Consider the following 26781-nt stretch of genomic DNA (forward strand, 5'->3'; position numbering starts at 1 on the left):
GTCAGCCGATTTGGAAGGACGCCGGCGGATGCTTCGCCAGTTCCGCGAGGAGCAGCGTCCAGGCCCGCGTCCCTTGCCGGATCGACGCCAGCCTGAAGAACTCGTTCGGCGCGTGCACGTCCTCGTCGGGCAGGTTGAAGCCGAACATCAGCGTGTCGATGCCCAGCATCTCCTTGAAGATCGACGTCACCGGCACGCTGGCGCCGAGCCGCACGTGGATGGGGCGACGGCCGCTCTCGCGCTCCAGCACCGCCTCGGCCGCGCGCACCAGCGGATGGTGCGGCGCGAGGGTGGAGGCGGGCGAGCCGTCGTTCATTGCCACCACGTCGAGCGTGCAGCCCGGCGGGCAGTGCCGCTGCAGGTGGCGCAGCACAGCGTGGATCACGGCGCGCGGGTTCTGCCCCGCGACGACGCGCGTCGTGAGCTTGGCCTGCGCCTCGCAGGGCACGATGGTCTTGCCGCCGCCGCCCGTATAGCCGCCCCACAGGCCGTTGACGTCGAGGGCCGGGCGCAGCGTGATGCGTTCGCGCGCCGTGTAGCCGGGCTCTCCATGCGCGCTGCCGCCGACGTCCGAGAAGAACGCGGCCTCGTCGTACGGGAACGCAGCGGTGTCTGCGCGCTGTCTTTCCGTGGGCGGCGCGGCGCCGTCGTGGAAGCCCTCGACCGCCACGCCGCCGTCGGCATGGTGCAGCGACGCGACCAGCCGCGCCATCTCGTGCAGCGCGTTGCGCACGCTGCCGCCGTAGCGGCCCGAATGCAGGTCCTTGTCGGCGGTGCGCAGCCGCACCTCCAGCTGCACGTTGCCGCGCGCGCCGGTGTTGATCGTCGGCACCTCCGCGCTCGCGCGTCCGCCATCGGCGGACAGCACCGCGTCGGAGCGCAGCAGCGCGCGATGGCGCTCGACGATGGTCCGCAGCGAGGGACTGCCCGTTTCCTCCTCGCCTTCGAGGAACACCTTGATGTTCACCGGGCAGCGGCCCTGCACCGCGAGGAACGAGGCGATCACCTCGAGCGCGATCGCGGTCGAGCCCTTCACGTCGGACGTGCCGCGCCCGTAGAGGCGGCCATCCACCTCCGTCGGCTCGAACGCAGGCGTGCGCCACTGGTCCAGGGGATCGGCCGGCTGCACGTCGTAATGGCCGTACACCATCAGCGTGGGCCGGCCGGGTGCGCCGTTCCATTCGCCGTAGACGGCGGGCTCGCCGCCGCCGTCGAGCAGGCGCACGCCCGACAGGCCGATCCACTGCAGCCGCTCGACGAGGAAGCGCCGCGCCTCGTGCATGTGCGGCGCGAAGGACGGGTCGGCGCTCACGCTCGGGATGCGCAGGAAGGCCTTGAGCCAGTCCACGATCTCCGGCTGGCGGGCGTCGAGATGGTCGATGACGTGTCGTTCGTTCATGGGCGGGTCGATGCGGTTCGTTCTTCGGTCAGTACATCGGCGGGAACACGTCGGGCCCCCACAGCGTGTCGCACTTGTGGGTGTGCTCGAACGCGTTGCTCGATGTCCTGACGGCGGTATAGGTGAACTCCATCAGCACGCGGTCCGAAGGACCCATGGAGCGCGGCCAGCGCGTCGCGACGCTGCGGCCGTCGCCGTTCGGGTCGCCGTTCTTCGCGAAGTTGAGCAGGTACGCGACCATCTGCGCCGACAGCGCCTTGCGCTGCGCCGTGGTGGCGGCGTCGGGCGCGGCACTGCCCGGGTCGAAGTAGGGGTAGGTGGGCAGTGAGTCGACCGTGCCGGTCAGGTAGTAGCTGTCCATGCCGTGCGCCGTGCCGTAGTAGAAGGCCGCGGGATTCGACGGAAACGACAGCTGCGGATCGGTCATCTCCCAGCCGTACACCGGCACCCACGCCGCGAGCGCGTCGCGCCGCGCGCTGTTGCCGCAGGCGTACATCGCGTCGCCCATGGCTCGCGCGATGCCTTGCGCCGGCACGGCGTAGTTGCCGATCGGATAGGCCGCCTCGATGGCCGTGGTGTCGTAGCCGGCCGGCGCGAGCCCGCGCAGGTACAGAGGGTAGTAGGCCGCGCTCAGCTTCGTGTCGACGAACAGCGTGCCCTCGTCGTACACGCCGCCGATCATCACCGGTACCTGGTTGAAGTTGCCGGTCGCGAAGGCGCGCGCGGGCACCTGCGTGATGACCTGCGCGTCCACCGTGGGACGCCACTTGAGCCCGCCCTGCGCGAGCAGCGCGGACACCGGCAGTGCGCGCAGGCAGGCCACCACGTCGGAGGCGCCGCCGCATCCGAGGTTCTGCACGGCGGTGTCTCCCACCGCCAGCGAGGTGTCCATGCTGGGGTTCGAATACTCGGCCGCGCCGCCGCTTTGCATCACCGCGCGCTGGAACAGCCCCTTGGCCCTGGGCGATTGCAGCAGCGAGAAGCTCTGCGTCGCGCCCGCCGAGGTGCCCCACAGCGTGACGTTGCCCGCGTCGCCGCCGAAGGCTGCGATGTTCCTCTGCACCCAGCCGAGCGCGGCAAGCTGGTCCATCACGGCGAAGTTGCCGAGGCTGCCGTCCTTGTTGGCCGCGCGCAGCGCCTTGTTCGCGAGATAGCCGAGCGCGCCGAGCCGGTAGTTGATGCCGACCACCACCACGCCGCGGCTCGCCAGCGGGCTCGGGCCCATCTCGCCCGAACCCAGCGTGAACGCGCCGCCGTGGATGTAGAAGATCACCGGCAGCCTGTCGCCTGCCTTCGTGCCGGCCGGCTTCCACACGTTCAGATAGAGACAGTCTTCGGCGATCGGCGACGACACCGCTCCCGGTGCCTGTGGGCATGCGTTGCCGAAGGCCTTCGCCTGCAGCGTCGCCGCGCGGGCGGCCGGCGGTTGCGGTGGCGCCCAGCGCAGCGCGCCCACCGGCGGCTGCGCGTACGGAATGCCCAGGAACGACACGAGGCCGTTGCCCGCGTTGCCGGCGACCTTGCCTTCCGTGGTGACCGCGACCGTGGGGTCGTCCTGCGCGGGAGCGGCGGCCGGTGTCGGTGCCGGCGCGGGGCTCGCGGCCGGCGGCAGCCCGATGCCGCCGAAACCCGCACCGCCGCCGCCGCCACCGCCGCATGCGGAAAGCGACAGCGCGATCGCCAATGCCAGTGTGTTGATCTGTCTCGTCTTCATGGATGCACCTCTTCTTCCGAAAGGAAACGGGACTCAGGGCGACTCGTAGCCGATGGTCTTGACGAGGTCGCGATAGCGCGCGATCTCGGCCGCATAGAACTTCTCGCCGGCCTCCAGGCTCATCGGCTCGAAGACGGTCTTGGCCTGCGACTCCAGCTGCGCGCGCGCCTGCGGGTTCTTCAGCGCGGCGGCGATCGCGGCGTTGAGCCGCTCGGCCACGGGCCTCGGCGTGCCCTTGCGCACCACGTAGGAGGTCCAGATGCCGAAGTCGAAGTCCTTCATGTCCTTGCTCTGCGCGCTGGTCTGCAGCGTGTCGAAGGGCGCGGGCAGCCGCCTGCCGGGCGACAGCGAACCGATCACGCGCAGGCGGCCCTGCTTCACGTAGTCGGCGTAGAAGGCCTGGTAGGGCATGAATGCGAAGTCGATCTGCCCGCCGATCAGGTCCTGCAGGATGGGCGCGCCGCCCTTGTAGGGAACGTGCGTGACGGTTGCGCCCGTGCGCCTGGTGAAGAGTTCGCCCAGCAGGTGGTAGAGCGTGCCCGGGCCCGGCGTGCCGTAGCTCAGCGGCGCGTCCCTGCGCGAACGCGCCAGTGCCACGAACTCGTCGAGCGAATGGGCCGGCAGCTGGCTGTTGACCACCAGCACCAGCGGCGAGGTGGCCACCGGCGCGATCCACTGGAAATCCTCGGGCTTGTAGCGCGTGCTCCTGTTGACCAGCCCCGACAGGATCAGCTCGTTGGGCGATCCCTGGAACAGGTAGTGGCCGTCGGCCGGCGCGGCCAGCACCTTGGCCGCGGCAATGGCGCCGCTCGCCCCTGCGATGTTCTCGACGATCACCTGCCCGCCGAGCTCCTTGCCGACCAGGTCGTTCAGCGCCCGCGCAGTGAAGTCGCTGGCTGCGCCCGCCGGGTAGGGAACCATCATCGTGACGACCTTCGAGGGATAGGGCGCCTGTGCCTGTGCCACGGTGCCGCAGCCCAGGAAGACCAGCGTGCAGAGCCATCGATCGAACCGCTTCATGGGGAAATTCCTTGGTCCAAAGTAGTACGCGATGGATGCTAGGAATCAGGGTTCTATCTGTCCAATGCATTGTTTTTGTAATTACCATGAGCTTCACTCATGTACATGACGAACACGGCCAGCCATGAACCTCCAGCAACTCGACCACCTGCTCGCGCTCGCGGAAACAGGCTCATTCAGCCGCGCGTCCGAGAAAGTGCACCTGACCCAGCCGGCGCTCAGCCGCAGCATCCAGATGCTCGAGCAGGAACTCGGCATGCAGCTCGTCGACCGCGTCGGCAAGCGAAACGAGCTGACGCCTTTCGGCGCGATGGTGCTGGCGCGCGCCAAGCGCATCTCGATGGAGACGCACGAGCTCAGGCGCGCCGCCGCGCTGCTGGCCGACGGGCAGGCGGGCGTGGTGCGGCTGGGGCTCGGCGCGGCGCCCGGGGCCTTGTTCTCGTCGCCGCTCCTCATCCATATGCTGCGAAACCATCCGCGCGTGGGCCTGCAGCTGCACGGCGGCGGGCCCGAGCTGCAGTTGGCGGCGCTGCGCGCGCGCTCGCTCGATGCGCTGGTGCTGACCTATCGGGCAGTGTCGCCGCGCGAGGACCTGCACATCGACGTATTGCCCACGCTGCGTTCGGGATTCGTCTGCAGGCGCGGCCATCCGTTGCTGGCGTCGCGGCGCGGCAAGCCGGTTCGCTTCGACGAGCTCGTGCGCTATCCGGTGGTCTCGACGATGGTCAGCGACGACGTGGCGCGCATCCTGGTGGAGCGCTACGGCAGCGATGCGAGTCCGCAGCGCTGGCTGCACGTGTCGTCGGAAGACATCGGCGCGCTGATCGAGGCCGTGCGCAACACCGATGCGGTTTTCCTGGGAGTGCTCGCGGCCACCCGGGCGCTGCAGGACAGCGGCGATCTGGCCGAGCTCGAGGTGGAGCCTGCGGCGGGGCTCAGCGCGCAGTTCGCCTTCGTCACGCTCGAAGGCAGGACCGAGGCGCCCGCGCTGCGGCTGGTGCGCGAGTTCTGCGTCGGGCTCGCGAAAGCCGGGGCCGATCAGTCGGGCGCGTAGTCCACCTGATGCCGCGCGATCCGCAGGTCGCCCAGTTCCTCGCGCACGCGCAGGTGCGCGGGATGCGTGGCATAGCCGTCGAGCGAGGCCTGGCTGTCGAATTCGCTGTAGAGCACCACGTCGCAGGCGTAGTCCACGCGGCTCGAATCGACGCCGACTTCGAGGTGCAGCAGGCCGGGGATCTGGCCGCGCAGCGATTCGAAGCTGTGCTTCAGCAAATGCACGGCCTGCGCCTTTTCCTCGGCAGAGTCGCCGCGCAGGTTCCACATCACGATGTGTTTCAGCATCGCGTTCGCACGCCTGCGGCAGGCTCGCCGGAAAGAAGAGGAATGAAGGTCACACGGGCTCCTGCTGCTTGGTGTGACCGATGGTAAGCACCGTACCGGGCGCGGCGGGCTGCGCCGGTGAAGAACAGTTTTCCGTTTTCCCTTCTTCTTCTTCTTTTTCTCCTCCTCCTCTTTCGTCTACAGCCAGCCCATCTGCCTGGCCGCCAGCTCCTTCATGATCTCCTCGGCGCCGCCGCCGATCATCATCACCTTCACTTCGCGGTAGATGCGCTCGCTGGCGGTGCCGCGCATGAAGCCCATGCCGCCGAGGATCTGCACCGCCTGGTCGGCGCAGAACTGCATGGTCTGCGTGGCGTGGTTCTTCAGCATGCAGATCTGCGCCACCCATTCGGGCGCGTTGTGGCGGCCGGCTGCTTCGAGCGCGTCGCCCTCGGCTGACACAGCTTCCGCCCATGCCTCGGTGGACGCGATGCGCATCTGCATGTCGACCAGCTTGTGGCGCACCGCCTGGTGCTCGATGAGCGCGGCGCCGAAGGCCTTGCGCTCGCGCGCCCAGGCCAGGGCCTCGTCGAGGCAGGCCTGCGAGAAGCCCAGCGCGCCCGCGGCGAGACCGATGCGCTCGCCGTTGAAGTTGCCCATGACCATGCGGAAGCCTTCGCCTTCGTGCCCCAGCAGGTAGCGCGCGGGCACGCGCACGTTGTCGAAGTGCAGCGTGGCGGTGTCGGAGCACAGCCAGCCCATCTTCGACAGCCGCGTGCGCGCGAGGCCCGGCGCGTCGCCCGGCACCAGCAGCATCGAGATGCCGCCCGCGCCGCGGCCTTCGCCGGTGCGCACGGCCACGGTGATCCAGTCGGCGCGCATGCCCGAGGTGATGAAGGTCTTCTCGCCGTTGACGACGTAGTGGTCGCCTTCGAGCCGTGCCGTCGTGCGAAGGGCAGCCACGTCGGAGCCGCCGCCGGGCTCGGTGATGGCGAGCGCCGCGATCTTCTCGCCGCGCAGCACCGGCGGCACGACCTCGCGGCGCACCGCGTCGCTCGCGTGCAGCACCACGGGCGGCAGGCCGATGTTGTGCGAGAACAGGCTCGCGAGCACGCCGCCGCTCCTGCCGTGGCGCGCGAGCGCAACCCATGCGGGCAGCTTGAGCGAATACGAGGCGGGCGTACCGCCGAGTTCTTCCGGATAGCCTAGGCCCAGCAGGCCGAGCTCGGCTGCGCGCGTGTAGAGCCCGCGCGGAAACTCGCCCGCGTCGTCCCATGCCTGCACGTTCGGTGCGATCTCGCTTTCGGCGAAGCGCCGCACCGTGTCGGCGAGCGCGGCGCGGTCGGCTTGCAGTTCGGCGTCCATGCGATTGGCTTCCTCAGCCGCGCGGCGGCCGCTTGGCGATGCCCATGGTCTTCGCGAGGATGCCCAGCATCACCTCGTCGGCGCCGCCGCCGATGGAGCCCAGGCGGCCATCGCGGTACAGGCGCGAGACGCGGTTCTCCAGCGTGAAGCCCATGCCGCCCCAGAACTGCAGGCAGGTGTCGGCCACCTGGCGCGTGAGGCGGCCGGTCTTGAGCTTGGCCATCGACGCGAGTTCGAGCACGTCCTCGCCCTTCACGTGCAGGTCGCAGGCGCGGTAGGTGAGCGCGCGCAGCGCCTCCACTTCGGTCTTGAGCTCGGCGAGCTTGAACTGAACCCACTGCTGGTCGGCCAGCGTGGAGCCGAACATGCTGCGCTGCTGCGCCCATTCGATGGTCTGCGCGATGCAGTCTTCCATCGGCTCCAGCGAACTTGCGGCGGCCCAGAGCCGTTCTTCCTGGAACTGCTGCATCTGGTAGATGAAGCCCTGGCCCTCCTCGCCGATGCGATAGCGCTGCGGCACGCGCACGTTGTCGAAGTAGATGAGGCCGGTGTCGCTGGAGTGCATGCCGATCTTGCGGATCTTCTTCGCCTTCTCGATGCCGGGGCTGTCCATCGGCACCATCACGAGCGACTTGTTGCGGTGCACGGGGCCGTCGCCGGTGTTGACCAGCATGCACATCCAGTCGGCCTGCAGGCTGTTGGTGATCCACATCTTCTGGCCGCTGATGAGGTAGTCGCTGCCGTCCTTGCGCGCATGGCTCTTCAGGCCCGCCACGTCGCTGCCGGCGCCGGGCTCGCTCACGCCGATGCAGCCGACCATGTCGCCCGCGATGGCGGGCGCGAGGAACTCGCGGCGCAGCTCGTCGCTGCCGAAGCGTGCGAGCGCGGGCGTGCACATGTCGGTCTGCACGCCGATGGCCATCGGCACGCCGCCGCAGGAGACGTGGCCCAGCGCCTCGGCCATGGCCATCGCGTACGAATAGTCCAGGCCCGCGCCGCCGAAGGCCTCGGGCTTGTTCAGGCCCAGCATGCCCAGGTTGCCGAGCTTCTTGAAGACTTCGTGCGCGGGAAAGATCTCGGCCTCTTCCCACTCGTCCACGTGCGGGTTGATCTCGTCGTCGATGAAGCGGCGCAGGGTCTTCTGGATCTCGAGGTGTTCGTGGCTGTACTGCATGAAATGGTCTCCGGTCGTTCGTTCTCTACTTGTCCTGGAACACGCGCGGCGCCTGCGCCAGGTGGAAGCCGTCGAAGGGCTTCACCGCCGCACGCTGCTGCGCCTGCGCATCGGGAATCGCCATCGGCCAGCCCATGCGCACCTGCGGGCGCGCGCCGTCCACGCGCAGCACGCTGCCACTGATGAAGCTCGCGGCCGGGCCCAGCAGGAAGACGATGGCGGCGGAGGTCTCGGCCTCGTTGCCGAAGCGCCCGGCCGGCACGGTCTTGCGCATCGCGCGCAGCATGTCGCCGGCCTCGGGCGGGTAGTGGTCCATGCCGCTGGAGGCGATGTAGCCCGGCGCCACCGCGTTCACGCGCACGCCGCTCGCGGCCCATTCCAGCGCGGCGGTCTCGGTGAAGCTCACCATGCCCGCGCGCGCCGCGCCGCTGTGGCCCATGTTGGGCATGGAGCCCCACATGTCGGCCACGATGTTGACGATGGCGCCGCCCTGGGCCTGCATGCTCTGCAGGTAGCACTCGCGCGCGACCAGGAAGCCGCCCGTGAGGTTGGTGTGGATCACCGCTTCCCAGCCCTTGGCCGTGATCGCATGCAGCGGCGTGATGTACTGGCCGCCCGCGTTGTTGACCAGCCCGTCGATGCGGCCGTGCGCGGCGACGACGTCGGCGATGGCCGCGCGCACCGCGTCTTCGCTGCGGATGTCGAAGGCCTGCGTGGAGGCCTTGCCGCCGGCGGCCTCGATTTCGGCGCGCACCGCGTCGAGCTTCTCGGGCTTGCGCCCCACCAGCACCACCTGCGCGCCCAGCGAGGCGAGCTCGTGCGCGGTGCAGCGGCCGATGCCGGAGCCGCCGCCGGTGACGACGACGACCTGCCCGTCGAACAAGCCGGGGGCGAAGACGGAACGGTAGTGGGAAGAGGATGAAGTCATGCGATTGGCTCTGGTAAGGACGCGGGGCCGGTCCCCGTCATGCATCGGCGACCTGTGCGACGACGTGGCGCGCCGCCACCTGCGTGCCCACTGCGACATGCAGGGCGACGCGTCCGGCGCGCGGTGCGCAGTGCACGTGCTCCATCTTCATCGCCTCCAGGGTGACCAGCGGCTGGCCCGCCGCGACGGCATCGCCTTCGGCCACCAGCAGCGCGATCACGCGGCCGTTCATGGAGGCGCGCAGCAGGCCGTCGCCTCCGTCCGCATCGGCGCGCGTGGCTGGCACGTGGGTGAGGTCGTCGAGGCGGTGGGCCTGTCCGTCGTGGTGGAAGAACACGCGGCCGTCGTGCCGCGCGACGAAGGCTTGCGCGGAAAGCCCGTTGCACGAGAAGCGCAGGCTGCCGTCGCCGGGCATGCCGAGCAGCGCGAGCCGCACCGGCGCCTGGCCGTCCAGCGCGATGTCGAAGCGGCCGGCGCCGCGCGGCGTCACGCGTGCGGCGTGTACCGTCCCGTCGAGCTCGAAGCGCAGGGCATTGGGCAGCGTGTGCGCCAGCGGCGAAGGCCAGCCGCGTTCGCCGAGCTGCAGCAGCAGCGCGGCGAGCAGCGCTGCGCGGTTGCGACCTGCTTCGTCGGCGGCGAGCAGCGCGCCGATGTGGTCGGCCACGAAGGCGGTCGTCGCCTCGCCGCTTGCGAACACCGCATGCGACAGCGTGCGCTCCAGCAGCTGCTGGTTGGTCGGGATGCCGAGCGCGACGGTGTCCTGCAGGCCCGCCAGGAGCCGCTGCCTCGCGTCCTCCCGTGTGCGGCCGTGGGCGACCAGCTTGGCGATCATCGAGTCGTAGAAGGGCGGCACCTCGGCGCCGTCGCGCAGGGCATGCTCGGTGCGCAGCGCGGCAGAAGGTCGCCAGGCCGCCAGCGTGCCGCTCTGCGGCATGAAGCCCTGCTGCGGATCTTCGGCGCACAGGCGCACCTCGATCGCGTGGCCTGAGAAGCGCACGTCCTGCTGCGCGATCGGCAGCGGCTCGCCGGCCGCGACGCGCAACTGCAGCTCCACCAGGTCGAGGCCCGTCACCGCCTCCGTCACCGGGTGCTCGACCTGCAGGCGCGTGTTCATCTCCATGAACCAGTAGCGGCCCTCGGCATCGAGCAGGAATTCGAGCGTGCCCGCGCCTTCGTAGGCGATGGCCTTCGCCGCGGCGACGGCGGTAGCGCCCATGCGTTCGCGCAGCGCTTGCGAGACGGCGGGCGAGGGCGCTTCCTCCACCACCTTCTGGTGCCTGCGCTGCACCGAGCAGTCGCGCTCGCCGAGGTGGATGGCGTTGCCGTGCCGGTCGGCGAACACCTGCACCTCGACGTGGCGCGGCGCGACGATGGCGCGCTCCAGGATCACGGTGGCATCGCCGAAGGCGTTGAGCGCTTCCGACTGCGCGCTGCGCAGCTGCTCGGCGAAGTTCGCGGCCGAGCTGACGAGCCGCATGCCGCGCCCGCCACCGCCGGCCGTGGCCTTGATCATCACCGGCCAGCCGATGCGCGCGGCTTCGGCGGCGAGCGTCTTCTCGCCCTGGTCTTCGCCCTGGTAGCCCGGAATGCAGGGCACGCCTGCCGCCTGCATCAGCCGCTTGGCGCCGGCCTTGTCGCCCATCGCGCGGATGGCCTCGGGCGAGGGGCCGATGAAGACCAGGCCGGCGTCGCGGCAGGCCTGCGCGAAGGCAGCGTTCTCGGCGAGGAAGCCGTAGCCGGGATGCACCGCGTCGGCGCCGCTGGTGCGCGCGGCCTCGACGATCGCGGCGATGTTCAGGTAGCTCTGCGCCGGGAGCGGCTCGCCGATGTGCACCGCCTCGTCGGCGAAGCGCACGTGCTCGGAGCCGGCGTCGGCGCTGGAGTACACGGCCACGGTGCGAAAGCCCATGGCGCGGGCGGTGCGCATCACGCGCACCGCGATCTCGCCGCGGTTGGCGACCAGGATCTTCCGGAACCTGGTGGTGTTGCTGCCGCTCATGGACGTGCCACCCCGAACTGCATGGGTTGCGTGGTGCGCGTGTCGGCGTCGCGGCAGATCGAGAGAACCTCGGCCAGCACGGCGCGGGTGTCGCGGGGGTCGATCACGCCGTCGTCCAGCAGCAGCGCGCTGGTGGTGAACACGCTCATCTGCCGGTCGAAGCGCTCGACGACCTGCTGCTGCATCGCGTCGATCTTCGCCTGGTCGACCGCGCCCTTTCGTGCCATCCCGGCCTCCATCACGATGGCCATGGTCTTGGCCGCCTGCTCGCCGCCCATCACGGCGGTGCGCGCGTTGGGCCAGCTGAAGCAGAAGCGCGGCGCGAAACCCCGGCCGCACATGCCGTAATTGCCTGCGCCGTACGACGCGCCGCACAGCAGCGTGACCTGCGGCACGGTGGCGTTCGACACCGCCTGGATCATCTTCGCGCCGTGCTTGATGATGCCGGCCTCCTCGTGCGCGCGGCCCACCATGTAGCCGGTGATGTTCTGCAGGTAGACGATGGGCGTGCGCGACTGGCAGCAGGCCTGGATGAAGTGCGTGGCCTTGGTGGCGCCGTCGGAGTCGATGGGGCCGTTGTTGGTGATGATGCCCACCGCATGCCCTTCGAGCCGGATGTGGCCGCAGACGGTGGCGCTGCCGTAGTGCTCGCTGAACGCGAGGAACTCGGAGCCGTCGGCGATGCGCGCGATGACTTCGCGCATGTCCACCGGCCGCCTGCCGTCGCTGGGCATGATGCCCAGCAGTTCCTCGGCGTCGTGGCGCGGCGGCGCGAAGCTGCGCGGCGCCTCGTCGCGCGCCCAGTCGATGCCGCCGAGGATCGAGCGCGCGATGCGGATAGCGTCGCGGTCGTCCTCCGCGAGGTAGTCGCCCAGGCCGGAGATGTGCGTGTGCATCACGGCGCCGCCCAGTTCTTCTTCCGTGGCGATCTCGCCGGTGGCAGCCTTCAGCAGCGGCGGCCCCGCGAGGAAGGCGCGCGTGCGGTCGCGCACCATCACGATGTAGTCGGAAAGGCCGGTCTGGTAGGCGCCGCCGGCTGTAGAGGAGCCGTGCGTCACCGTCACCACCGGCAGCCCCGCGGCCGACAGCCGCGCGAGATTGCGGAAGATGTTGCCGCCGCGCACGAAGTCCTGCACGCGGTACTGCATGAGGTTGGCTCCGGCGCTCTCCACCAGCTGCACGTAGGGCAGCCTGTTCTCCAGCGCGATCTCCTGCACGCGCAGCTGCTTGTCCAGGCCCATGGGCTGCAGCGCACCGGCGTCGATGCCCGAGTCGGAGGCGTTGACCATGCAGCGCACGCCCGCGACGTAGCCGATGCCGGAGATCAGGCCGCCGCCGGGCACGCTCCTGGAAAGATCGGGGTTGTCCTGGCCGAGGCCCGCGAGCGATGCCAGCGGCAGGAAGGGCGCGCCGGTGTCCAGCAGCAGCGCGAGGCGCTCGCGCGGCAGCAGCTGCCCGCGCCTGGCGAAGCGCTCGGCCGAGGCCGCGGAGGCCGCGACGGCGCGGGCCTCGTGCTCGCGCACCTGGCCGAGCAGCGCCAGCATGCTGGCCCGGTTGGCCTGGAAGGTGTCGCTGGCCGCTTGCAGCCGGGATTCGATGACTGGCATGAAAAGAGTCCGTGCAGATCGCTTGTTTCTTCGCCCTGCACGGACTCTAGGTCGCGGGCGCGGCGCCCGCTTGCGCTGACTGGCTGATGCCTGCCGGCAGCTCCAGCCCGCTCAGCCCGCGCGGGCGCGCCGGGGCGCAGCGACCGGGGCGTCGAGGCTGCTGCCCGTGACTACCCAGTAGATGAAGATCAGCACCGCGCCGGCCGTGCCGAACACCGTCAGGCCCATGTAGCTGCCGCCGATGGCCAGCGCATCGACCGGCGCGGCGGCGGTGCAGACCATGCTGGCCGCGCTCATGCCCACGTAGTGCATGGTGCAGACCGCGACGCCCATCACGGCGGCGGCCGCGACCTTGTGCGTGAACCTGCGCAGGTTGAAGGCGAGCCAGAGGGCGGCTCCGGCTGCCGTGACGGCGATCAGCACCGACAGCCCGACCGTCGCCAGGTCGAAGTTCATCGAGGCGCGCATGTTCATCGCGAACATGCCCATGTAGTGCATCACGCACACGCCGATGCCCGCCAGCAGGCTGCCCGCGAGCCAGCCCGGCTTGCTGAACTTGCGCCGCCCGCCCGCCATGTACAGCGCGATGCCCGAGATCAGGATCGCCGCCACCAGCGACACCACCGTGAGCGGCATGTTGTACGAAATGGCTACTGGCAGCCGGTACGCCAGCATGCCGATGAAGTGCATCGACCAGATGCCGATGCCGCCCAGCGCCACCGCCGCGCAGGTCACGACCGCGAGGTTGGGCTTGCCGTCCGCGCCGACCATTCGGCCGGCGCAGATCAGGGCCACCAGCGAGCCCGCGAAGGAAATGAGGAAGGAGAGCGCCACCATGCCCAGGGAGTACTCGGGCGACAGGATCTGGCCTACGACGAGCGGAGTCATGCGATGTCCCTTTCAGGTCAAAAGAGCGTTTCGCGGACCCCCGGTCGCCGGATGCGAGCGGGACGCCGCAAGACGTCCCGCGCAGTCTGTAATGTTTGTTTGTAAAAGTAAACTGAAATTTACACTTATTGTTACCCTACCTTACGGGGCGGATTCGATATATCGCATTGTTGCGGTCGGCCGCCATGTAGATCGTGCCGTCGCCGCCCACGGCGACGCCTGTGACCACGTATGGCGGCGGTAGACCGGGGCCGGCCGGGACGCCGATCGGCAGGTTCTCGGCGACGGTGCGGCGGCTGCCGTCGGGCACGATTTCCACCAGCCGGCGCGCCGCGCTCTCGGCCACGACGAAGCTGCCCCAGGGCGTTTGCGCCACGCCCTCGGGCAATGCCAGCCCCTCGGCCACTGCGCGCAGCGGCGAACTGGCGTCCAGCGGAATGCGCAGCAGCCGGCCGGCCGCCTCGGTCACGTAGAGCGCGCCGTCCTGGCCGACGATCATCTGCACCGGGCCGTTCAGGCCGCTGGCGAGCACCGACTTTTCTGCGAACTTCGGCCCGCTGGCGCGCGTGATGGTGCCGGTGGCGATCTCGGCGTAGATCACGCTGCCGTCGGGCATGGGAATGGCGTCGAAGGGCGCCTTCAGGCCGTGGATGGTCTCGACCGTCTTCAGGGTCTGCCGGTCGACCAGCTGCACCGTGCCGGTGAACCACGAACTTAGCGCGAAGAGCTTCGGCGACAGGCCGACCGCGAACGGGTAGTCGAGCTCGGGGTCGCGCTGCATGCGGAACACGTCGCGCACCTCGCCGCTGCGCACGTCGACCTGGCGGAAGCCGAAGACGTCGGCCACCCAGAGGTCGTTGCCGTCGATCTTCATGCCGGCGGGCGCCGCCACCTTGCCGCTGGTGAGGGTGCGCAGCTCGCCGGTGGCGGGGTTGAAGGCCTGCACCTCGTTGTTGGCCATGTTGGAGACGTAGATCGTCCCGTCGGGCGTGTCCTTGGCGATGGCGAGGTTGTCGAGCGAGGGCCGCAGCTGCTTCGCGACCGTCTTGCGGCCGGTGGCCAGTTCCACCCGCACCAGCTCGCCGCTGCGCGCATCGACCACCCAGAGGTTGCCCTTGCCGTCGAGGTTGGCGGCCGCCGGGATCTTGAAGCCGTCGGCGATCACGGTCATGTTGCCGTTGGCCGGGTCGATCTTCACCACCTGGCCCTTGAACCACAGCGGCCCGTAGAGCATGCCGTCGGGCCCCGCCTCGAAGCCGTTGAAGCCGCCCATGTCCTTCTTGATGAGCCTGGGCGGCTTCTGGCCCTCGCGGTCGATCTCCCACAGCGCGTCGCCCAGGAACACCTGCGAGGCGTAGAGCCTGCCGCTGCGGCGGTCGAAGTCGAGCGAGTTGATGCCGGGCAGGTCCTTGGCCAGCACGCGCATCGGCGCGCCGTCGCTCTCCCGGTAGCGCACGATGCCCATCAGGTAGTTGGTCCAGGCGAGCTCGCCCTTCGGGCCGACGGCGATGTCGTCCGCCTGCCCTTCGGGCGCGTCGATGAACACCTTCGCCGCGCCGGTATTGCGGTCGACCTCCCACATCGTGTTGCCGAGCACGGAGCCCGCCAGCAGCCGGCCCTTGGCGTCGATGGCCAGGCCGTGCACGCCCATGAAGGCAGAGGGCGCGACCAGCGCCTCGGGCGCCGCCCAGGAGGCGGGCCGCGTGGGCGGCTTGGTGGACGTTGGCGGCGCGAGGCTACCGCAGGCGCCCAGCAGGGCGAGGGTGGCGGTCAGCGCAATGGCGCCGAGACTGCTTCGACGGGGCATGGTTGGCGTCTCCTCTTGTTGATGCGCGAAGCAGTCTAGGAGCGCGGCGGGGCCGCCGAGTCCCGCCGGGGACAGGATGCGGACTTTCGTCCGCTGTGGATTACCCGCGGCCCTCAGGCGGGGTTTCAGCCGCGCAGAAGCTGCGTCGCCGTATGGATCAGCAGCCCCACCAGCCCGCCCACCAGCGTGCCGTTGATGCGGATGAACTGCAGGTCGCGCCCGATGTGGCGTTCGAGCTCGACCGTCATCTCCTGCGCGTTCCACTCGCCCACGCGCTCCTCGATGTAGCGGCGGATGTCCTCGCGGTAGCGCTCGATGGCCAGCGGCGCGGCGGCCTCGATCTGCTCGTTGATCCAGCGGCGGATGGCCTCGTCGCCCTGCAGCCGCGCGCCCAGCGCGCCCGCCATCGAAGCGATGCGCCGGCGGATGGTCGAGTCGCCGCGGCCCAGGTCGTCGTGCAGCCATGCCAGCAGCTCGCCCCACAGCCCGTGCAGGTAGTCGCCCAGCGCGGGGTGCGCCACCAGCTCGGCGCGGATCTGTTCGCCGCGCTGCTGGAACTCGGGGTCGAGCTTCAGGCGCACCACGAAGTCGTCGACGAAGTGGTCGAAGCGCCTGCGCATCGGATGGTCGGGCTCGGCCGCGAGCTCGCCGATGGTGCGCGCCACGGCCGCGACGATCTTGCGCGTGGCCAGCTTGGCAGCCACCTGGTCGAGGCCCACGTAGCGCAGCGTCTTGATCTCGCGCGCGATGGCCTCGGTGATGTGCGCCTGCACCTCCTCGCCTTCGAGCAGGCCGGCCACCTGCTGCAGCACGTCGTCGAGCAGCGCCTGGTGGCGCCCACCGGCGGTGAGTGCGTCGAGCGCCTGGCCCATCAGGCGCGAGAGGTCGATCTTCGCGAGGCCGGCCGCGACGGCGCGGCCCATGAAGTCGCGCACGCGCTCGTCGTCGAAGGCCGAGAGCCCGTAGCGCGTGGCGGCCACGCCCCATTCGCCCAGCTTCTCGCCACTGGCCGGCCGCGCCAGCCAGTCGGCGATGCGCCCAGCCGCGTCGAACTGCCGCAGCTTGCCGAGCACCTGTTCGGTGCTCAGGAAGTTGTCGCAGATGAAGCCCGCGAGCTTGGCGCCGATGCGGTCCTTGTTGCTCGGGATGATGGCCGTGTGCGGGATCGGCAGGCCCAGCGGATGGCGGAACAGCGCCACCACCGCGAACCAGTCGGCGATGGCGCCCACCATCGCGGCCTCGGCGAAGGCCGCCACGTAGCCCCAGGCCGGATGCCGCCCATGCAGCACGCTCGCCACCGCATAGAGCAGCGCGGCGGCGCACAGCAGGCCGAGCGCGACGCGCTTCATGCGCCGCGATGCGTCGTCGTTGGTGCCGGCTTCAGCCAATGCTCGGCGTGGATGCCAGGCGCTCCATGAACAGCTCGCAGCGCGCGAGCTGTTCGAGGCTCACGTACTCGTCGGGCTGGTGCGCCTGCTCGATGCTGCCGGGGCCGCACACCACGGTGGGGATGCCGGCGTTCTTGAAAAGACCCGCTTCGGTGCCGAAGGCCACCAGCGTGGTGCGCTCTTCGCTCGCCAGGCGCTGGGCCAGCAGCGTGATAGGGTCGTCGGCGGAGCCCAGGAAGCTCGGGATCTCGCAGATGGTCTCGAAGCTGAAGCCCGCGTCGGGCGCCACCTTCTTCATCGCAGGCTCGAGGCCGCCTGCATAGGCGACCACCTCGGCCTGCATCTTCGCGGCGTCGGCGGTGGGCAGGTCGCGGAATTCATAGCGGAACTCGGCGTCGCGCGGCACCACGTTGTCGGCGATGCCGCCATGGAACTGGCCCACGCTCGCGGTGCTGAAGGGCACGTCGAAGCCTTCGTAGCGCGGCTCGCTGCGCTCGAAGCCCTCGGCCATGTCGCGCACCTTGCCGATCACCCGGGCCGCCATCTCGATGGCATTGACCGACTTCGGCGTGAGCGAGGAGTGCGCCTCCTTGCCGCGCACGCAGCACTTGTAGCGGTACACGCCCTTGTGCGCGATGGCGGGCACCATGCTGGTGGGTTCGCCCACGATGCATGCCAGGGGCTTGATGCCGGCGTCGCGCATGTCGGCGATGAGCTCCTTCACGCCGAAGCAGCCGATCTCTTCCTCGTAGCTGAAGGCGAAGTGCACCGCGAAGGGGGAGTCGCTCTCAAGGAAGCGCTTCGCGTTCGACAGCGCAATGGCGATGAAGCTCTTCATGTCGGCCGAGCCGCGCCCGTAGAGGCGCTCGTTCTGGACCACGGCCGAGAGCGGATCGACGCTCCAGTCCTGCCCGTCCCAGGGCACCGTGTCGGTGTGGCCCGAGACGATCACCCCGGCCGGCTTGCCCTCGCCCAGCGTGGCGAAGAGGTTCGCCTTGGTGCGTTCGGCGTTGTAGGTGATGCGGCTCCTGACGCCCAGGGCCGCGAGGTGGGTCTGGGCGAAGTCGATCAGTTCGAGGTTGCTGTTGGCGCTGACGGTGTTCATGCGCACCAGCGTCTGGGCCATCAGCAGGCTTTGGGGGGAAAGCGTATGGAGCATGCAACACATTCTCCCGGAAGTCGGCGCCGCGCGTGCATGGATGTCCAAGCCGTCACGCGAAACGGGTACCCTGCGCCTCTTCATTCCGGACGGAGAACCTCGACCATGCGCACCTCTCTTCAGATCGCCCTGACCGCCACCGCAGCCCTTGCACTGGCAGCCTGCAGCAGCACCGGACCTTCCGGCGGCAACAAGCTGCTGACGCTGGACGGCAACCCGCCGCTGGTCATTGCCCATCGTGGTGCATCGGGCTATCTGCCGGAAGAAACGCTCGAGGCCTACACGCGCGCCATCGAACTCGGCGCCGACGTGATCGAGATGGACCTGATCTCCACCAAGGACGGCGTGCTCATCGCCCGCCACGACCCCAACCTCGCCATCAGCACCGACGTGGCCAAGCACCCCCGCTTCGCCTCGCGCAAGAAGACCATCAAGGTCGACGGCGAAACCCAGACCGGCTGGTTCAGCAACGACTTCACGCTGGCTGAAATCAAGACCCTGGGCGCCATCTCCACCGACGCCGAGCGCCCGCAGGAATTCAACGGCAAGTACAAGGTGCCGACCTTCCAGGAGATCATCGACTTCGCCAAGGCCAAGTCGAAGGAAACCGGCCGCACCATCGCCATCTACCCCGAGACCAAGAACCCGACCTACTTCCGCGAACTGGGCCTGCCGCTGGAAGACAAGGTCGTCGCCGCCATCAACGTGGCCGGCTGGAACAGCAAGACCGCGCCCATCTACGTGCAGTCCTTCGAGCCGGGCAGCCTCAAGTACATGAAGAGCAAGGGCCTGAACACCAGGCTCATCCAGCTCATCGACGGCGACAGCGTCGACCTGAAGACCGGCGCCGTGACCTTCGCCGTGCCCAGCGACCGCCCCTACGACTGGACCAAGGCCGGCGACAAGCGCAACTTCGACGCCATGGTCACGCCCGCGGGGCTGGCCGAGATCAAGGCCTACGCCGACGGCATCGGCCCCTGGAAGCGCTACATCGTGAGCATCAAGGGCACCATCGGCGCGGACGGCAAGCCGGTGGACGTCAACAAGGACGGCAAGATCAACGACGCCGACGCCACCTCCATGGCGCCCACCTCGCTGATCGCCGACGCGCACAAGGCCGGCCTGTTCGTGCACCCCTTCACCTTCCGCAACGAGTCGCGCCGCCTGGCCTCCGACTACAACAAGGACGGCAAGAACGAATACGGCGTGTACTACAAGCTCGGCGTGGACGGCGTGTTCACCGACTTCACCGACACCGCGCTGGCCGCGCGCGCCGACTACCTGAAGAGCATCGGCCGCTGACCGGCCCGGGTTATCGTCCGCGCATGACCACCGACGACCTCTCCCCGCGCGACCTCGAACTGCTTCGCATGGCCATCCGGCTTTCGGACGAATCGAAGGCGCGCGGGCGCCATCCCTTCGCCGCGCTGGTGGCGAACGAGCACGGCGAGGTCGTCGTCACCGCGGGCAACAACTCGATGCCGCCCGAGGGCGACCCCACGCAGCACGCCGAGCTGGTGGCCGCCGCGCAGGCCGCGAAGCTCCTCAGCCCCGAGCAGCTCGCGCGCTGCACGCTCTTCACCAGCGCCGAGCCCTGCTGCATGTGCGCGGGCGCGATCTATTGGACCAACATCGGGCGCGTGGTCTACGCGCTTTCCGAACACGCGCTGCTGGGCCTGACGGGTGACCATCCCGAGAACCCGACCTTTTCGCTTCCCTGCCGCGAAGTCTTCGCGCGCGGGCAGCGGCGCGTCGAGGTGGTGGGGCCGCTGCTCGAGCAGGAAGCCGCGGCGCCGCACGTGGGTTTCTGGACCGGCGCGCACTGAGGAACCGAGAAAGGGCCCCTGCAGCCACTCGGGCTGCGTGCTTTCTGGAGTGCCTCTCGGGGCCAGAGTGGATAGACTGGCGTTTTGAGACGGTCCATCCCCCATGAAACTCATCGACTCGATCGTCACGCAGGCGGCAGGCATCGCCGCCGTCCGACGTGACCTCCACGCACACCCCGAACTCTGCTTCGAAGAAGTCCGCACCGCCGACGTGGTGGCAGGCAAGCTCACCGAATGGGGCATCCCCATCCACCGCGGCCTGGGCACCACCGGCGTGGTGGGCATCGTCAAGAACGGCTCCAGCAACCGCGCCGTCGGCCTGCGCGCCGACATGGACGCGCTGCCCGTCACCGAGCTCAACACCTTCGCCCATGCCAGCAAGCACCACGGCAAGATGCACGCCTGCGGCCACGACGGCCACACGGCCATGCTGCTGGCGGCGGCACAGCACCTCGCGAAGCACCGCAACTTCGACGGCACCGTCTACCTGATCTTCCAGCCCGCCGAAGAGGGCGGCGGCGGCGCCCGCGAAATGATCAAGGAAGGGCTCTTCGAGAAATTCCCGATGGATGCCGTCTTCGGCATGCACAACTGGCCCGGCATGAAGGCCGGCCAGTTCGCGGTGAGCCCCGGCCCGGTGATGGCCTCGGGCAACAAGTTCTTCGTCAACGTGGTGGGCAAGGGCGGCCACGCGGCGCTGCCGCAGACCGGCATCGACCCGGTGCCGATCGCCTGCGAGATCGTGCAGGCCTTCCAGACCATCCTCACGCGCAAGATGAAGCCGACCGATTCGGCCGTCATCTCCGTCACCACCATCCACGCGGGTGAAGCCAACAACGTGATTCCCGACAACTGCGAGCTGTCGGGCACGGTGCGCACCTTCTCCATCGAGGTTCTCGACATGATCGAGGCGCGCATGAAGCAGATCTGCGACCACATCTGCGCCGCGCACGACGCCACCTGCGAGTTCCGCTTCGAGCGCTACTACCCGCCCACCATCAACACCGAGGCCGAGGCCGACTTCGCCCGCCGCGTGATGGCCGGGGTCGTGGGTCCCGAGAACGTGCTGAAGCAGGAGGCCGCCATGACCTCGGAAGACTTCGCCTTCATGCTGCAGGCCAAGCCCGGCGCCTATGCCTTCATCGGCAACGGCGACGGCGCGCACCGCGACGTGCACCATGGCGAGGGCCCGTGCACGCTGCACAACGCGAGCTACGACTTCAACGACGACCTGATCCCGCTGGGCGCGACCTGCTGGGTGCAGATCGCTGAGCAGTTCCTCAAGCCCGGCGGCAGCGCTGTCTGATCGCCGTCGCCTGATTCAGGCCTGATCCACCGAGAGAGGTCCCGCGCCACATGATCGGAATCGCCGAAGCCTTTTCGCCGCGCTATTCGCAGGCGCGCCAGAAATTCCTGCAGGGCTGCGTGAGCGCCGGCCTCACGGTCGAGCCGCATGCGCACCCGCTCAAGGGGCGCGAGGGCGAGGAGCTCTCGATGGACGTGGCGCTCGACGGCGCACCCGACGCGCAGAACCTGCTGGTCGTCAGCAGCGCCTGCCACGGCGTCGAAGGCCACTGCGGCAGCGGCGTGCAGGTGTTCGCGCTGCACGACGCCGAGTGGCGCGAGAAGGCGAAGGCGCAGGGCGTGGCGGTGCTTTACGTGCATGCGCTCAACCCGCACGGCTTCTCGTACGGCCGGCGCGTGACGCACGAGAACGTCGACCTCAACCGCAACTTCATCGACTTCTCGAAGCCGGTGCCGGTCAACGAGGCCTACGCGAAGCTGCACGAGCTGCTGCTGCCCGACACCTGGCCGCCCACGCCCGAGAACCAGGCGGCCATCGAGAAGTGGATCGGCAAGCACGGCACCACCGCCTACCAGGCCGCGGTGACCAGCGGCCAATACCAGTTCGAAGACGGCCTCTTCTACGGCGGCAAGGCGCCGACCTGGAGCAACAGGACCATCCGCGAGGTGCTGCGCCGCCATGCGGGCCGCGCGAAGCGCATCGCCTGGATCGACCTGCACACCGGGCTGGGCCCGAACGGCCTGGGCGAACGCATCTTCGCGGGCCGCGACGACAAGACCGCCTATGCGCGCGCCAACGGATGGTGGGGCACGCCCGCGGCGCCCGTCACCTCCATCTACGACGGTTCGTCGACCTCTGCGCTGCTGCGCGGGCTGATGTGGGATTCGGTGTACGAGGAGTGCCCGCAGGCCGAGTACACCGGCATCGCGCTCGAATACGGCACGCTGCCCATCCTCGAAGTGACCGGCGCGCTGCGCGCCGACCACTGGCTGCACAAGCATCCGCAAGCGCCGGCCGACCTGGCCGACGGCATCCGCGCGCGGATGCTGGAGGCGTTCTACACGGACACCGACGCCTGGCGCGGGCAGATCGTGAGCCAGGCGCGCCAGGCCATGTTCCAGGCCGTGGACGGCTTGACGAGCTGACGCCGCGGCCCGGCAGGGCCGAAGAAGCTCAGGTCCTGACGCGGCCGTCGCCCGTCAGCATCGAGAGCTCGACGAACTTCGAGCCCACATGGTTCTTGGCCGAGAACGACACCTCGAAGCCGCCGAACTGCTGGCGGTCGATGCTTTCCAGGCCGGCAACGATGCTCTCGCGCGTGGGCTTGCCCGGTGCCTTGCGCAGGCCTTCCACCAGCACCTTCGCGGCCAGGTAGCCCTCCATGCTCGAGAAGTTGATGCCCATGGTGCCGCCGGCCTTGCGCGCCGCCTCGGCGAACTCGCGCGCCAGCGCGTTGGCCTGGTTGTAGGGCGAGGGCACCACCTGCGTGATCATCACGCCGGCCGCGTCCTTGCCCAGTTCGTCGGCCAGCGCCTGCGTGCCCACGAACGACAGGTTGAAGAAGGTGCCGCCGAAGCCGGCCTTGCGCGCCTCGCGGATGAAGGTCGCGCAGGCCTTGTACGCGCCCACCTGCACCACCGCGTCGGGCCGTGCCGCCACGATGCTCTTCACCGCCTGCGCCACGTCGGCCGAATTGCGCTCCACAGTGGCCAGCGCGACCGGCTTGAGCTGCTGCTCGGCGAGCGCCAGCGTCACGCCGTCGAGGCCGGCCTTGCCGTAGGCGTCGTTCTGGTAGAAGACCGCGATCTTCTTCAGGCCCAGGTGGGTGAGCTGCTTGACCATCAGCGCCGTCTCGTCGTTGTACGAGGCGCGCAGGTGGAACACGTTCTTCTGGAACGGCTCGCGCAGCGACATCGCGCCGGTGAAGGGCGCCACGAAGGGCACCTTGTCCTTCACCGCCAGCGGCAGCGCGGCCAGGCTGGTCGGGGTGCCGACATAGCCGAACAGGGCGAAGACGTCCTCCTCGATCAGCTTCTGCGTGTTGGCCGCGCAGCGGTCGGGCTCATAGCCGTCGTCCAGGTTCTTGATGACCACGTTGCGGCGGCCCGGCTGGGCGTTGTACTGGTCCAGGAACAGCTTGGCGCCCTGATTGAACTGGATGCCCAGCTGCGCCGCCGGCCCGGTGAAAGGCGCCGACTGGCCCAGCACCAGCGGCGTGTCCTGCGCCCGGGCGATGCCGAAGCCGCCCAGCGTGGCGGCCGCACCGGCGGCCAGGGAAAAACGACGTCGATTCAACATGATGAAAACCCACTCCCGCGCTCTGATTCGCGCACAAATTAGACTTGTCCGATGGCCCACGCACCGGATACCTCGCTCGAAGAAGCGCCCTCCCAGCCCGCAACCAGCACCGTTCTGGGCGCATGCCCGCACGACTGTCCGGACACCTGCGCGCTGGTCACCACCGTCAGGGACGGCGTTGCGGTGAAGCTGCAGGGCAACCCCGCCCATTCGCACACGGGCGGGGTGCTGTGCACCAAGGTGTCGCGCTACATCGAGCGCAACGACCATGCGGAACGGCTGGTTCAGCCCCTCAGGCGCGTCGGCCCCAAAGGAAGCGGCCAGTTCGAGCCGGTGAGCTGGGATGCCGCCCTGGACGACATCGCCGCGCATCTTCAAGTATTACAGGGAAAACCCGAAGCTATTGTCCCCTATAGCTATGCGGGCACCATGGGCCTGGTCCAGGGCGAGTCGATGGACCGGCGCTTCTTTCACAAGCTGGGCGCCAGCCTGCTGGACCGCACGATCTGCTCCATGGCCGGGGGCGAGGCGATGGTCTACACGCTGGGCGGCAAGGTCGGCATGCGCATCGAGTTCTTCGCCGAGGCGAAGGTGATCCTGATCTGGGGCAGCAACTCCATCGCCAGCAACCTGCATTTCTGGCGCCACGCCCAGGCCGCCAAGCGCGCCGGCGCGCGGCTGGTGTGCATCGATCCGCGCAAGACCGAGACCGCCGACAAGTGCGACGAGCACATCGCGCTGCTGCCCGGCACCGACGCCGCGCTGGCGCTGGCCCTGATGCACGAACTGATCGTGCACGACTGGCTCGACCACGACTACATCGCGAACCACACCCTGGGCTGGGAGCAGCTGCGCGAGCGCGCGCTGCAGTGGCCGCCGTCGCGCGCGGCGCAGGTCTGCGGCATTCCGGAGGAACAGATCGTCTCGCTCGCAAAGGCCTACGGCACCACGAAGCCGGCGGCCATCCGCCTGAACTACGGCATGCAGCGCGTGCGCGGCGGCGGCAATGCGGCGCGTGCCGTCGCCTGCCTGCCGGCGTTGGTGGGCGCCTGGCGCGACCGCGCGGGCGGCCTGCTGCTGAGCAGCTCCGGCCACTACCCGGTGGATCGCGCAACCCTGCAGCGCCCCGACCTGCTGGCCGGGCGCAAGCCGCGCACCATCAACATGAGCACCATCGGCGACGCGCTGCTGGACACCGCCAACCCGGTGAAGGCCATCGTGGTCTACAACAGCAACCCGGTGGCGGTGGCGCCCGAGTCGGCCAAGGTGGCGGCGGGCTTCGCGCGCGAAGACCTGTTCACCGTGGTGCTGGAGCAGTTCCGCACCGACACCGCCGACTACGCCGACTACCTGCTGCCCGCCACCACGCAGTTGGAGCACTGGGACATCCACTGCAGCTACGGCCACACCGACGTGCTGCTGAACCGCCCGGCCGTGGCGCCGCGCGGCGAGGCCCGCAGCAATGCCTGGGTGTTCCGCGAGCTCGCGAAGCGCATGGGCTTCACCGAGCCCTGCTTCTCCGATTCCGACGAGACGCTGTGCCGCACCGCCTTCGCCGAAGGCAACATCGACTACGCCGAGCTGGTGGCCCAGGGCTTCAGCAGCCTGAAGCTGCCCGAGGCGCCCTTCGCCGAAGGCCGGTTCCCCACGCCCTCGGGCCGCTGCGAGTTCTTCAGCGAGCGCCTGCAGGCCATGGGCATGGACGGCCTGCCCGACCACGTGCCCAACTGGGAGCCGGCAGGCAGCTCGACCGAATTCCCGCTGGCCATGATCTCGCCGCCCGCGCGCAATTTCCTCAACTCGACCTTCGTCAACGTGACCAGCCTGCGCGCCATCGAGGTCGAGCCGCTGCTGGAGATCCACGAGGCCGACGCCGCCGCGCGCGGCATCGAGGACGGCGCCACGGTGCGCGTTTTCAACAAGCGCGGCGAGCATCGCTGCCGCGCCGAGGTCTCGCGCCGCGCACGCCAGGGCGTGGTGCACGGCATGGGCATCTGGTGGCGCAAGCTCGGCATGGACGGCACCAACGTCAACGAGCTCACCAGCCAGCGCCTGACCGACATCGGCCGCGGGCCGACCTTCTACGACTGCCTGGTCGAAGTCGAGAAGGTGTGAGGCGCTTTCGCTTTCTTCCGGCCTTCGCGCTGGCCGGCTCGATGCTCCTGCTCACCGGCTGCGCCGACCTCGGCTACTACTGGCAATCCGCCAGCGGCCACATCGGCATCATGCGGGCCGCCAAGCCCGTGCCGGAGTGGCTGGCCGATCCGTCGGTGTCGGCCGCGCTGAAGGCCAGGCTCGAACTCACGCAGCGCATCCGGCACTTTGCCTCGGCCGAACTCGGGCTGCCCGACAACGCCAGCTACAAGTCGTACGCCGACCTTCACCGCGCTGCGGCCGTGTGGAACGTGGTGGCGGCGCCGCACTACTCGCTCACGCTCAAGAGCTGGTGCTTCCCGGTGGCGGGCTGCGTGGGTTACCGCGGCTACTACACCGAAGAAGCGGCCAAGGCCGAAGCCGAGGAGCAGAAGAAGCAGGACCTGGAAGTGGCCGTGTACCCGGTGCCCGCGTATTCCACGCTGGGCTGGATGAACTGGGCCGGCGGCGATCCGCTGCTGTCGACCTTCATCGGCTACCCCGAGGGCGAGCTCGCGCGCATCGTGTTCCACGAGCTTGCGCATCAGGTGCTCTACGTGGCAGGCGACACGGTCTTCAACGAGTCGTACGCCACCGCGGTCGAACGCATCGGTGGCGCGATGTGGCTGCAGCGCGAGGCCGGCGATGCGGCGCGCCGCGAGTACGCCCAGTTCGACACGCAGCGCCAGGAGTTCCGCGCGCTGGCGCTCGACACCCGCCGCGCGCTGACGAAGGTGTACGAATCGCCCGAAGCCAAGGCCAAGGACTGGACGAAGGTGGAAGCGATGAAGCAGGCCGCCATGGCCGACTTCCGCGAGCGCTACGCGAAGCTCAAGGCCGGCTGGTCCGGGCCGCGCCAGAACGCCTACGACGCCTGGGTGGCGCGCGCCAACAACGCGGCCTTCGGCGCGCAGGGGGCCTACGACGACCTCGTGCCCAGCTTCGAGAAGCTCTTCGAGCGCGAAGGCCGCGACTGGCCGCGCTTCTATGCCGAGGTGCGGCGCATCGCCGCACTGCCGACCTCCGAGGAACGCCGCGTCGCCCTGCAGGCGGCGACGGGTATCCTCCAGACCCAGACCACACCTGAACACGACAAGACCGGAGATCGCGGTGCCTGACATCCACATCGAACGCAACCACACACTGGGCATCGCACGCGCACGCGTCGTCGCGCGCAAGTGGATCCAGCAGGCCGAGCAGGAGTTCGGCCTCGAATGCGTCTACACGCAGGGCGACGGCCGCGACACTGCCACCTTCACGCGCGCCGGCATCGACGGCACCGTCGAGGTCACCGACACCACCTTCAAGCTCGACGCGACGCTGGGCTTCCTGTTCAGCAGCTTCAGCGAAATGATCGAGCAGAAGATCACGCGCAACCTCGACGCGATGCTCGAATCTTCCCCCCGGGGCGGCACCCGCCTCGCCTGAGCCCGGGTTTCGCGCCGGTCAC

Annotated in this window: 22 protein-coding genes; 8 read left to right on the forward strand and 14 right to left on the reverse strand. The window is 69.2% G+C overall.

Annotated features, from left to right (window positions below; translation table 11 throughout):
• Position 1: 1 nt before the first annotated feature.
• Genes FHT32_RS17150 through FHT32_RS17160 form a run of 3 tightly spaced genes read right to left on the reverse strand, consistent with a single transcriptional unit; the run spans position 2 to position 4133 of the window.
• Positions 2–1399, reverse strand: coding sequence for a dipeptidase (locus FHT32_RS17150; protein ID WP_176665807.1), 1398 nt, complete (start codon positions 1397–1399; stop codon positions 2–4).
• Positions 1400–1427: 28 nt separating this feature from the next.
• Positions 1428–3113, reverse strand: coding sequence for a carboxylesterase/lipase family protein (locus tag FHT32_RS17155; RefSeq protein ID WP_176665808.1), 1686 nt, complete (start codon positions 3111–3113; stop codon positions 1428–1430).
• 33 nt (positions 3114–3146) lie between these two features.
• Positions 3147–4133, reverse strand: coding sequence for a tripartite tricarboxylate transporter substrate binding protein (locus FHT32_RS17160; protein WP_176665809.1), 987 nt, complete (start codon positions 4131–4133; stop codon positions 3147–3149).
• Positions 4134–4257: 124 nt separating this feature from the next.
• Between FHT32_RS17160 and FHT32_RS17165 the strand changes: the two genes are divergently transcribed.
• Entirely contained in the window at positions 4258–5187 is a 930-nt protein-coding gene (locus FHT32_RS17165; RefSeq protein WP_176665810.1) for a LysR family transcriptional regulator, read from the forward strand.
• Here the strand turns inward: FHT32_RS17165 and FHT32_RS17170 are convergent.
• The 10 genes from FHT32_RS17170 to argE all read right to left on the reverse strand — a co-directional run bounded on the left by FHT32_RS17170 (position 5172) and on the right by argE (position 17768).
• A complete protein-coding gene (locus FHT32_RS17170; RefSeq protein WP_176665811.1) occupies positions 5172–5474 on the reverse strand; it encodes a Dabb family protein in 303 nt (100 codons plus the stop codon). The genes FHT32_RS17165 and FHT32_RS17170 overlap by 16 nt on opposite strands.
• Before the next feature lie 177 nt (positions 5475–5651).
• Positions 5652–6818: an acyl-CoA dehydrogenase family protein gene (locus FHT32_RS17175; RefSeq protein ID WP_176665812.1), complete on the reverse strand. Its 1167-nt coding sequence runs from the start codon at positions 6816–6818 to the stop codon at positions 5652–5654.
• Positions 6819–6831: 13 nt separating this feature from the next.
• On the reverse strand, positions 6832–7992 hold the full coding sequence (locus tag FHT32_RS17180; protein ID WP_176665813.1) for an acyl-CoA dehydrogenase family protein: 1161 nt from the start codon (positions 7990–7992) through the stop codon (positions 6832–6834).
• Between the two features lie 25 nt (positions 7993–8017).
• Positions 8018–8920 (reverse strand): SDR family oxidoreductase, encoded by a 903-nt coding sequence (locus tag FHT32_RS17185; RefSeq protein WP_176665814.1) that lies wholly within the window; start codon positions 8918–8920, stop codon positions 8018–8020.
• Between the two features lie 37 nt (positions 8921–8957).
• A complete protein-coding gene (locus FHT32_RS17190; protein ID WP_176665815.1) occupies positions 8958–10919 on the reverse strand; it encodes an acetyl-CoA carboxylase biotin carboxylase subunit in 1962 nt (653 codons plus the stop codon).
• Positions 10916–12526, reverse strand: a complete 1611-nt coding sequence (locus tag FHT32_RS17195; RefSeq protein WP_176665816.1) for an acyl-CoA carboxylase subunit beta — start codon at positions 12524–12526, stop codon at positions 10916–10918. Before FHT32_RS17195 ends, FHT32_RS17190 begins: the two co-directional genes overlap by 4 nt.
• A 111-nt stretch (positions 12527–12637) precedes the next feature.
• Positions 12638–13414, reverse strand: coding sequence for an MHYT domain-containing protein (locus FHT32_RS17200; protein WP_176665817.1), 777 nt, complete (start codon positions 13412–13414; stop codon positions 12638–12640).
• Positions 13415–13550: 136 nt separating this feature from the next.
• Entirely contained in the window at positions 13551–15221 is a 1671-nt protein-coding gene (locus tag FHT32_RS17205) for a hypothetical protein (protein ID WP_176665818.1), read from the reverse strand.
• A gap of 125 nt (positions 15222–15346) precedes the next feature.
• Positions 15347–16609, reverse strand: a complete 1263-nt coding sequence (locus FHT32_RS17210; protein ID WP_256099033.1) for a DUF445 domain-containing protein — start codon at positions 16607–16609, stop codon at positions 15347–15349.
• Positions 16602–17768, reverse strand: coding sequence for an acetylornithine deacetylase (argE, locus tag FHT32_RS17215; protein WP_176665819.1), 1167 nt, complete (start codon positions 17766–17768; stop codon positions 16602–16604). Before argE ends, FHT32_RS17210 begins: the two co-directional genes overlap by 8 nt.
• A gap of 105 nt (positions 17769–17873) precedes the next feature.
• Here argE and FHT32_RS17220 point away from each other — a divergent pair, with 105 nt between their 5' ends.
• The 4 genes from FHT32_RS17220 (at position 17874) to FHT32_RS17235 (ending at position 22045) form a co-directional block, all read left to right on the forward strand.
• The gene (locus FHT32_RS17220) at positions 17874–19070 is read left to right on the forward strand and encodes a glycerophosphodiester phosphodiesterase (protein WP_176665820.1); all 1197 of its coding nucleotides are present in this window, start codon (positions 17874–17876) and stop codon (positions 19068–19070) included.
• Positions 19071–19093: 23 nt separating this feature from the next.
• Positions 19094–19594: a nucleoside deaminase gene (locus FHT32_RS17225; RefSeq protein ID WP_176665821.1), complete on the forward strand. Its 501-nt coding sequence runs from the start codon at positions 19094–19096 to the stop codon at positions 19592–19594.
• Between the two features lie 103 nt (positions 19595–19697).
• Positions 19698–20900 (forward strand): M20 aminoacylase family protein, encoded by a 1203-nt coding sequence (locus FHT32_RS17230; RefSeq protein WP_176665822.1) that lies wholly within the window; start codon positions 19698–19700, stop codon positions 20898–20900.
• A 50-nt stretch (positions 20901–20950) separates the two neighbouring features.
• Entirely contained in the window at positions 20951–22045 is a 1095-nt protein-coding gene (locus FHT32_RS17235) for a M14 family metallopeptidase (RefSeq protein ID WP_176665823.1), read from the forward strand.
• A gap of 28 nt (positions 22046–22073) precedes the next feature.
• Here the strand turns inward: FHT32_RS17235 and FHT32_RS17240 are convergent, their stop codons facing one another.
• Positions 22074–23198, reverse strand: coding sequence for an ABC transporter substrate-binding protein (locus FHT32_RS17240; RefSeq protein WP_176665824.1), 1125 nt, complete (start codon positions 23196–23198; stop codon positions 22074–22076).
• A gap of 51 nt (positions 23199–23249) precedes the next feature.
• Between FHT32_RS17240 and FHT32_RS17245 the strand changes: the two genes are divergently transcribed.
• Genes FHT32_RS17245 through FHT32_RS17255 form a run of 3 tightly spaced genes read left to right on the forward strand, consistent with a single transcriptional unit; the run spans position 23250 to position 26759 of the window.
• Positions 23250–25313 (forward strand): molybdopterin-dependent oxidoreductase, encoded by a 2064-nt coding sequence (locus FHT32_RS17245; protein WP_176665825.1) that lies wholly within the window; start codon positions 23250–23252, stop codon positions 25311–25313.
• A gap of 41 nt (positions 25314–25354) precedes the next feature.
• Positions 25355–26449, forward strand: a complete 1095-nt coding sequence (locus FHT32_RS17250) for an aminopeptidase (protein WP_176666086.1) — start codon at positions 25355–25357, stop codon at positions 26447–26449.
• The gene (locus FHT32_RS17255) at positions 26442–26759 is read left to right on the forward strand and encodes a polyhydroxyalkanoic acid system family protein (protein ID WP_176665826.1); all 318 of its coding nucleotides are present in this window, start codon (positions 26442–26444) and stop codon (positions 26757–26759) included. The genes FHT32_RS17250 and FHT32_RS17255 overlap by 8 nt, the downstream gene beginning before the upstream one ends.
• The last annotated feature ends 22 nt before the right edge of the window (positions 26760–26781 follow it).

The organism is Variovorax sp. SG517 (genome assembly GCF_013376045.1).
Taxonomy (GTDB): Bacteria; Pseudomonadota; Gammaproteobacteria; order Burkholderiales; family Burkholderiaceae_C; genus Variovorax.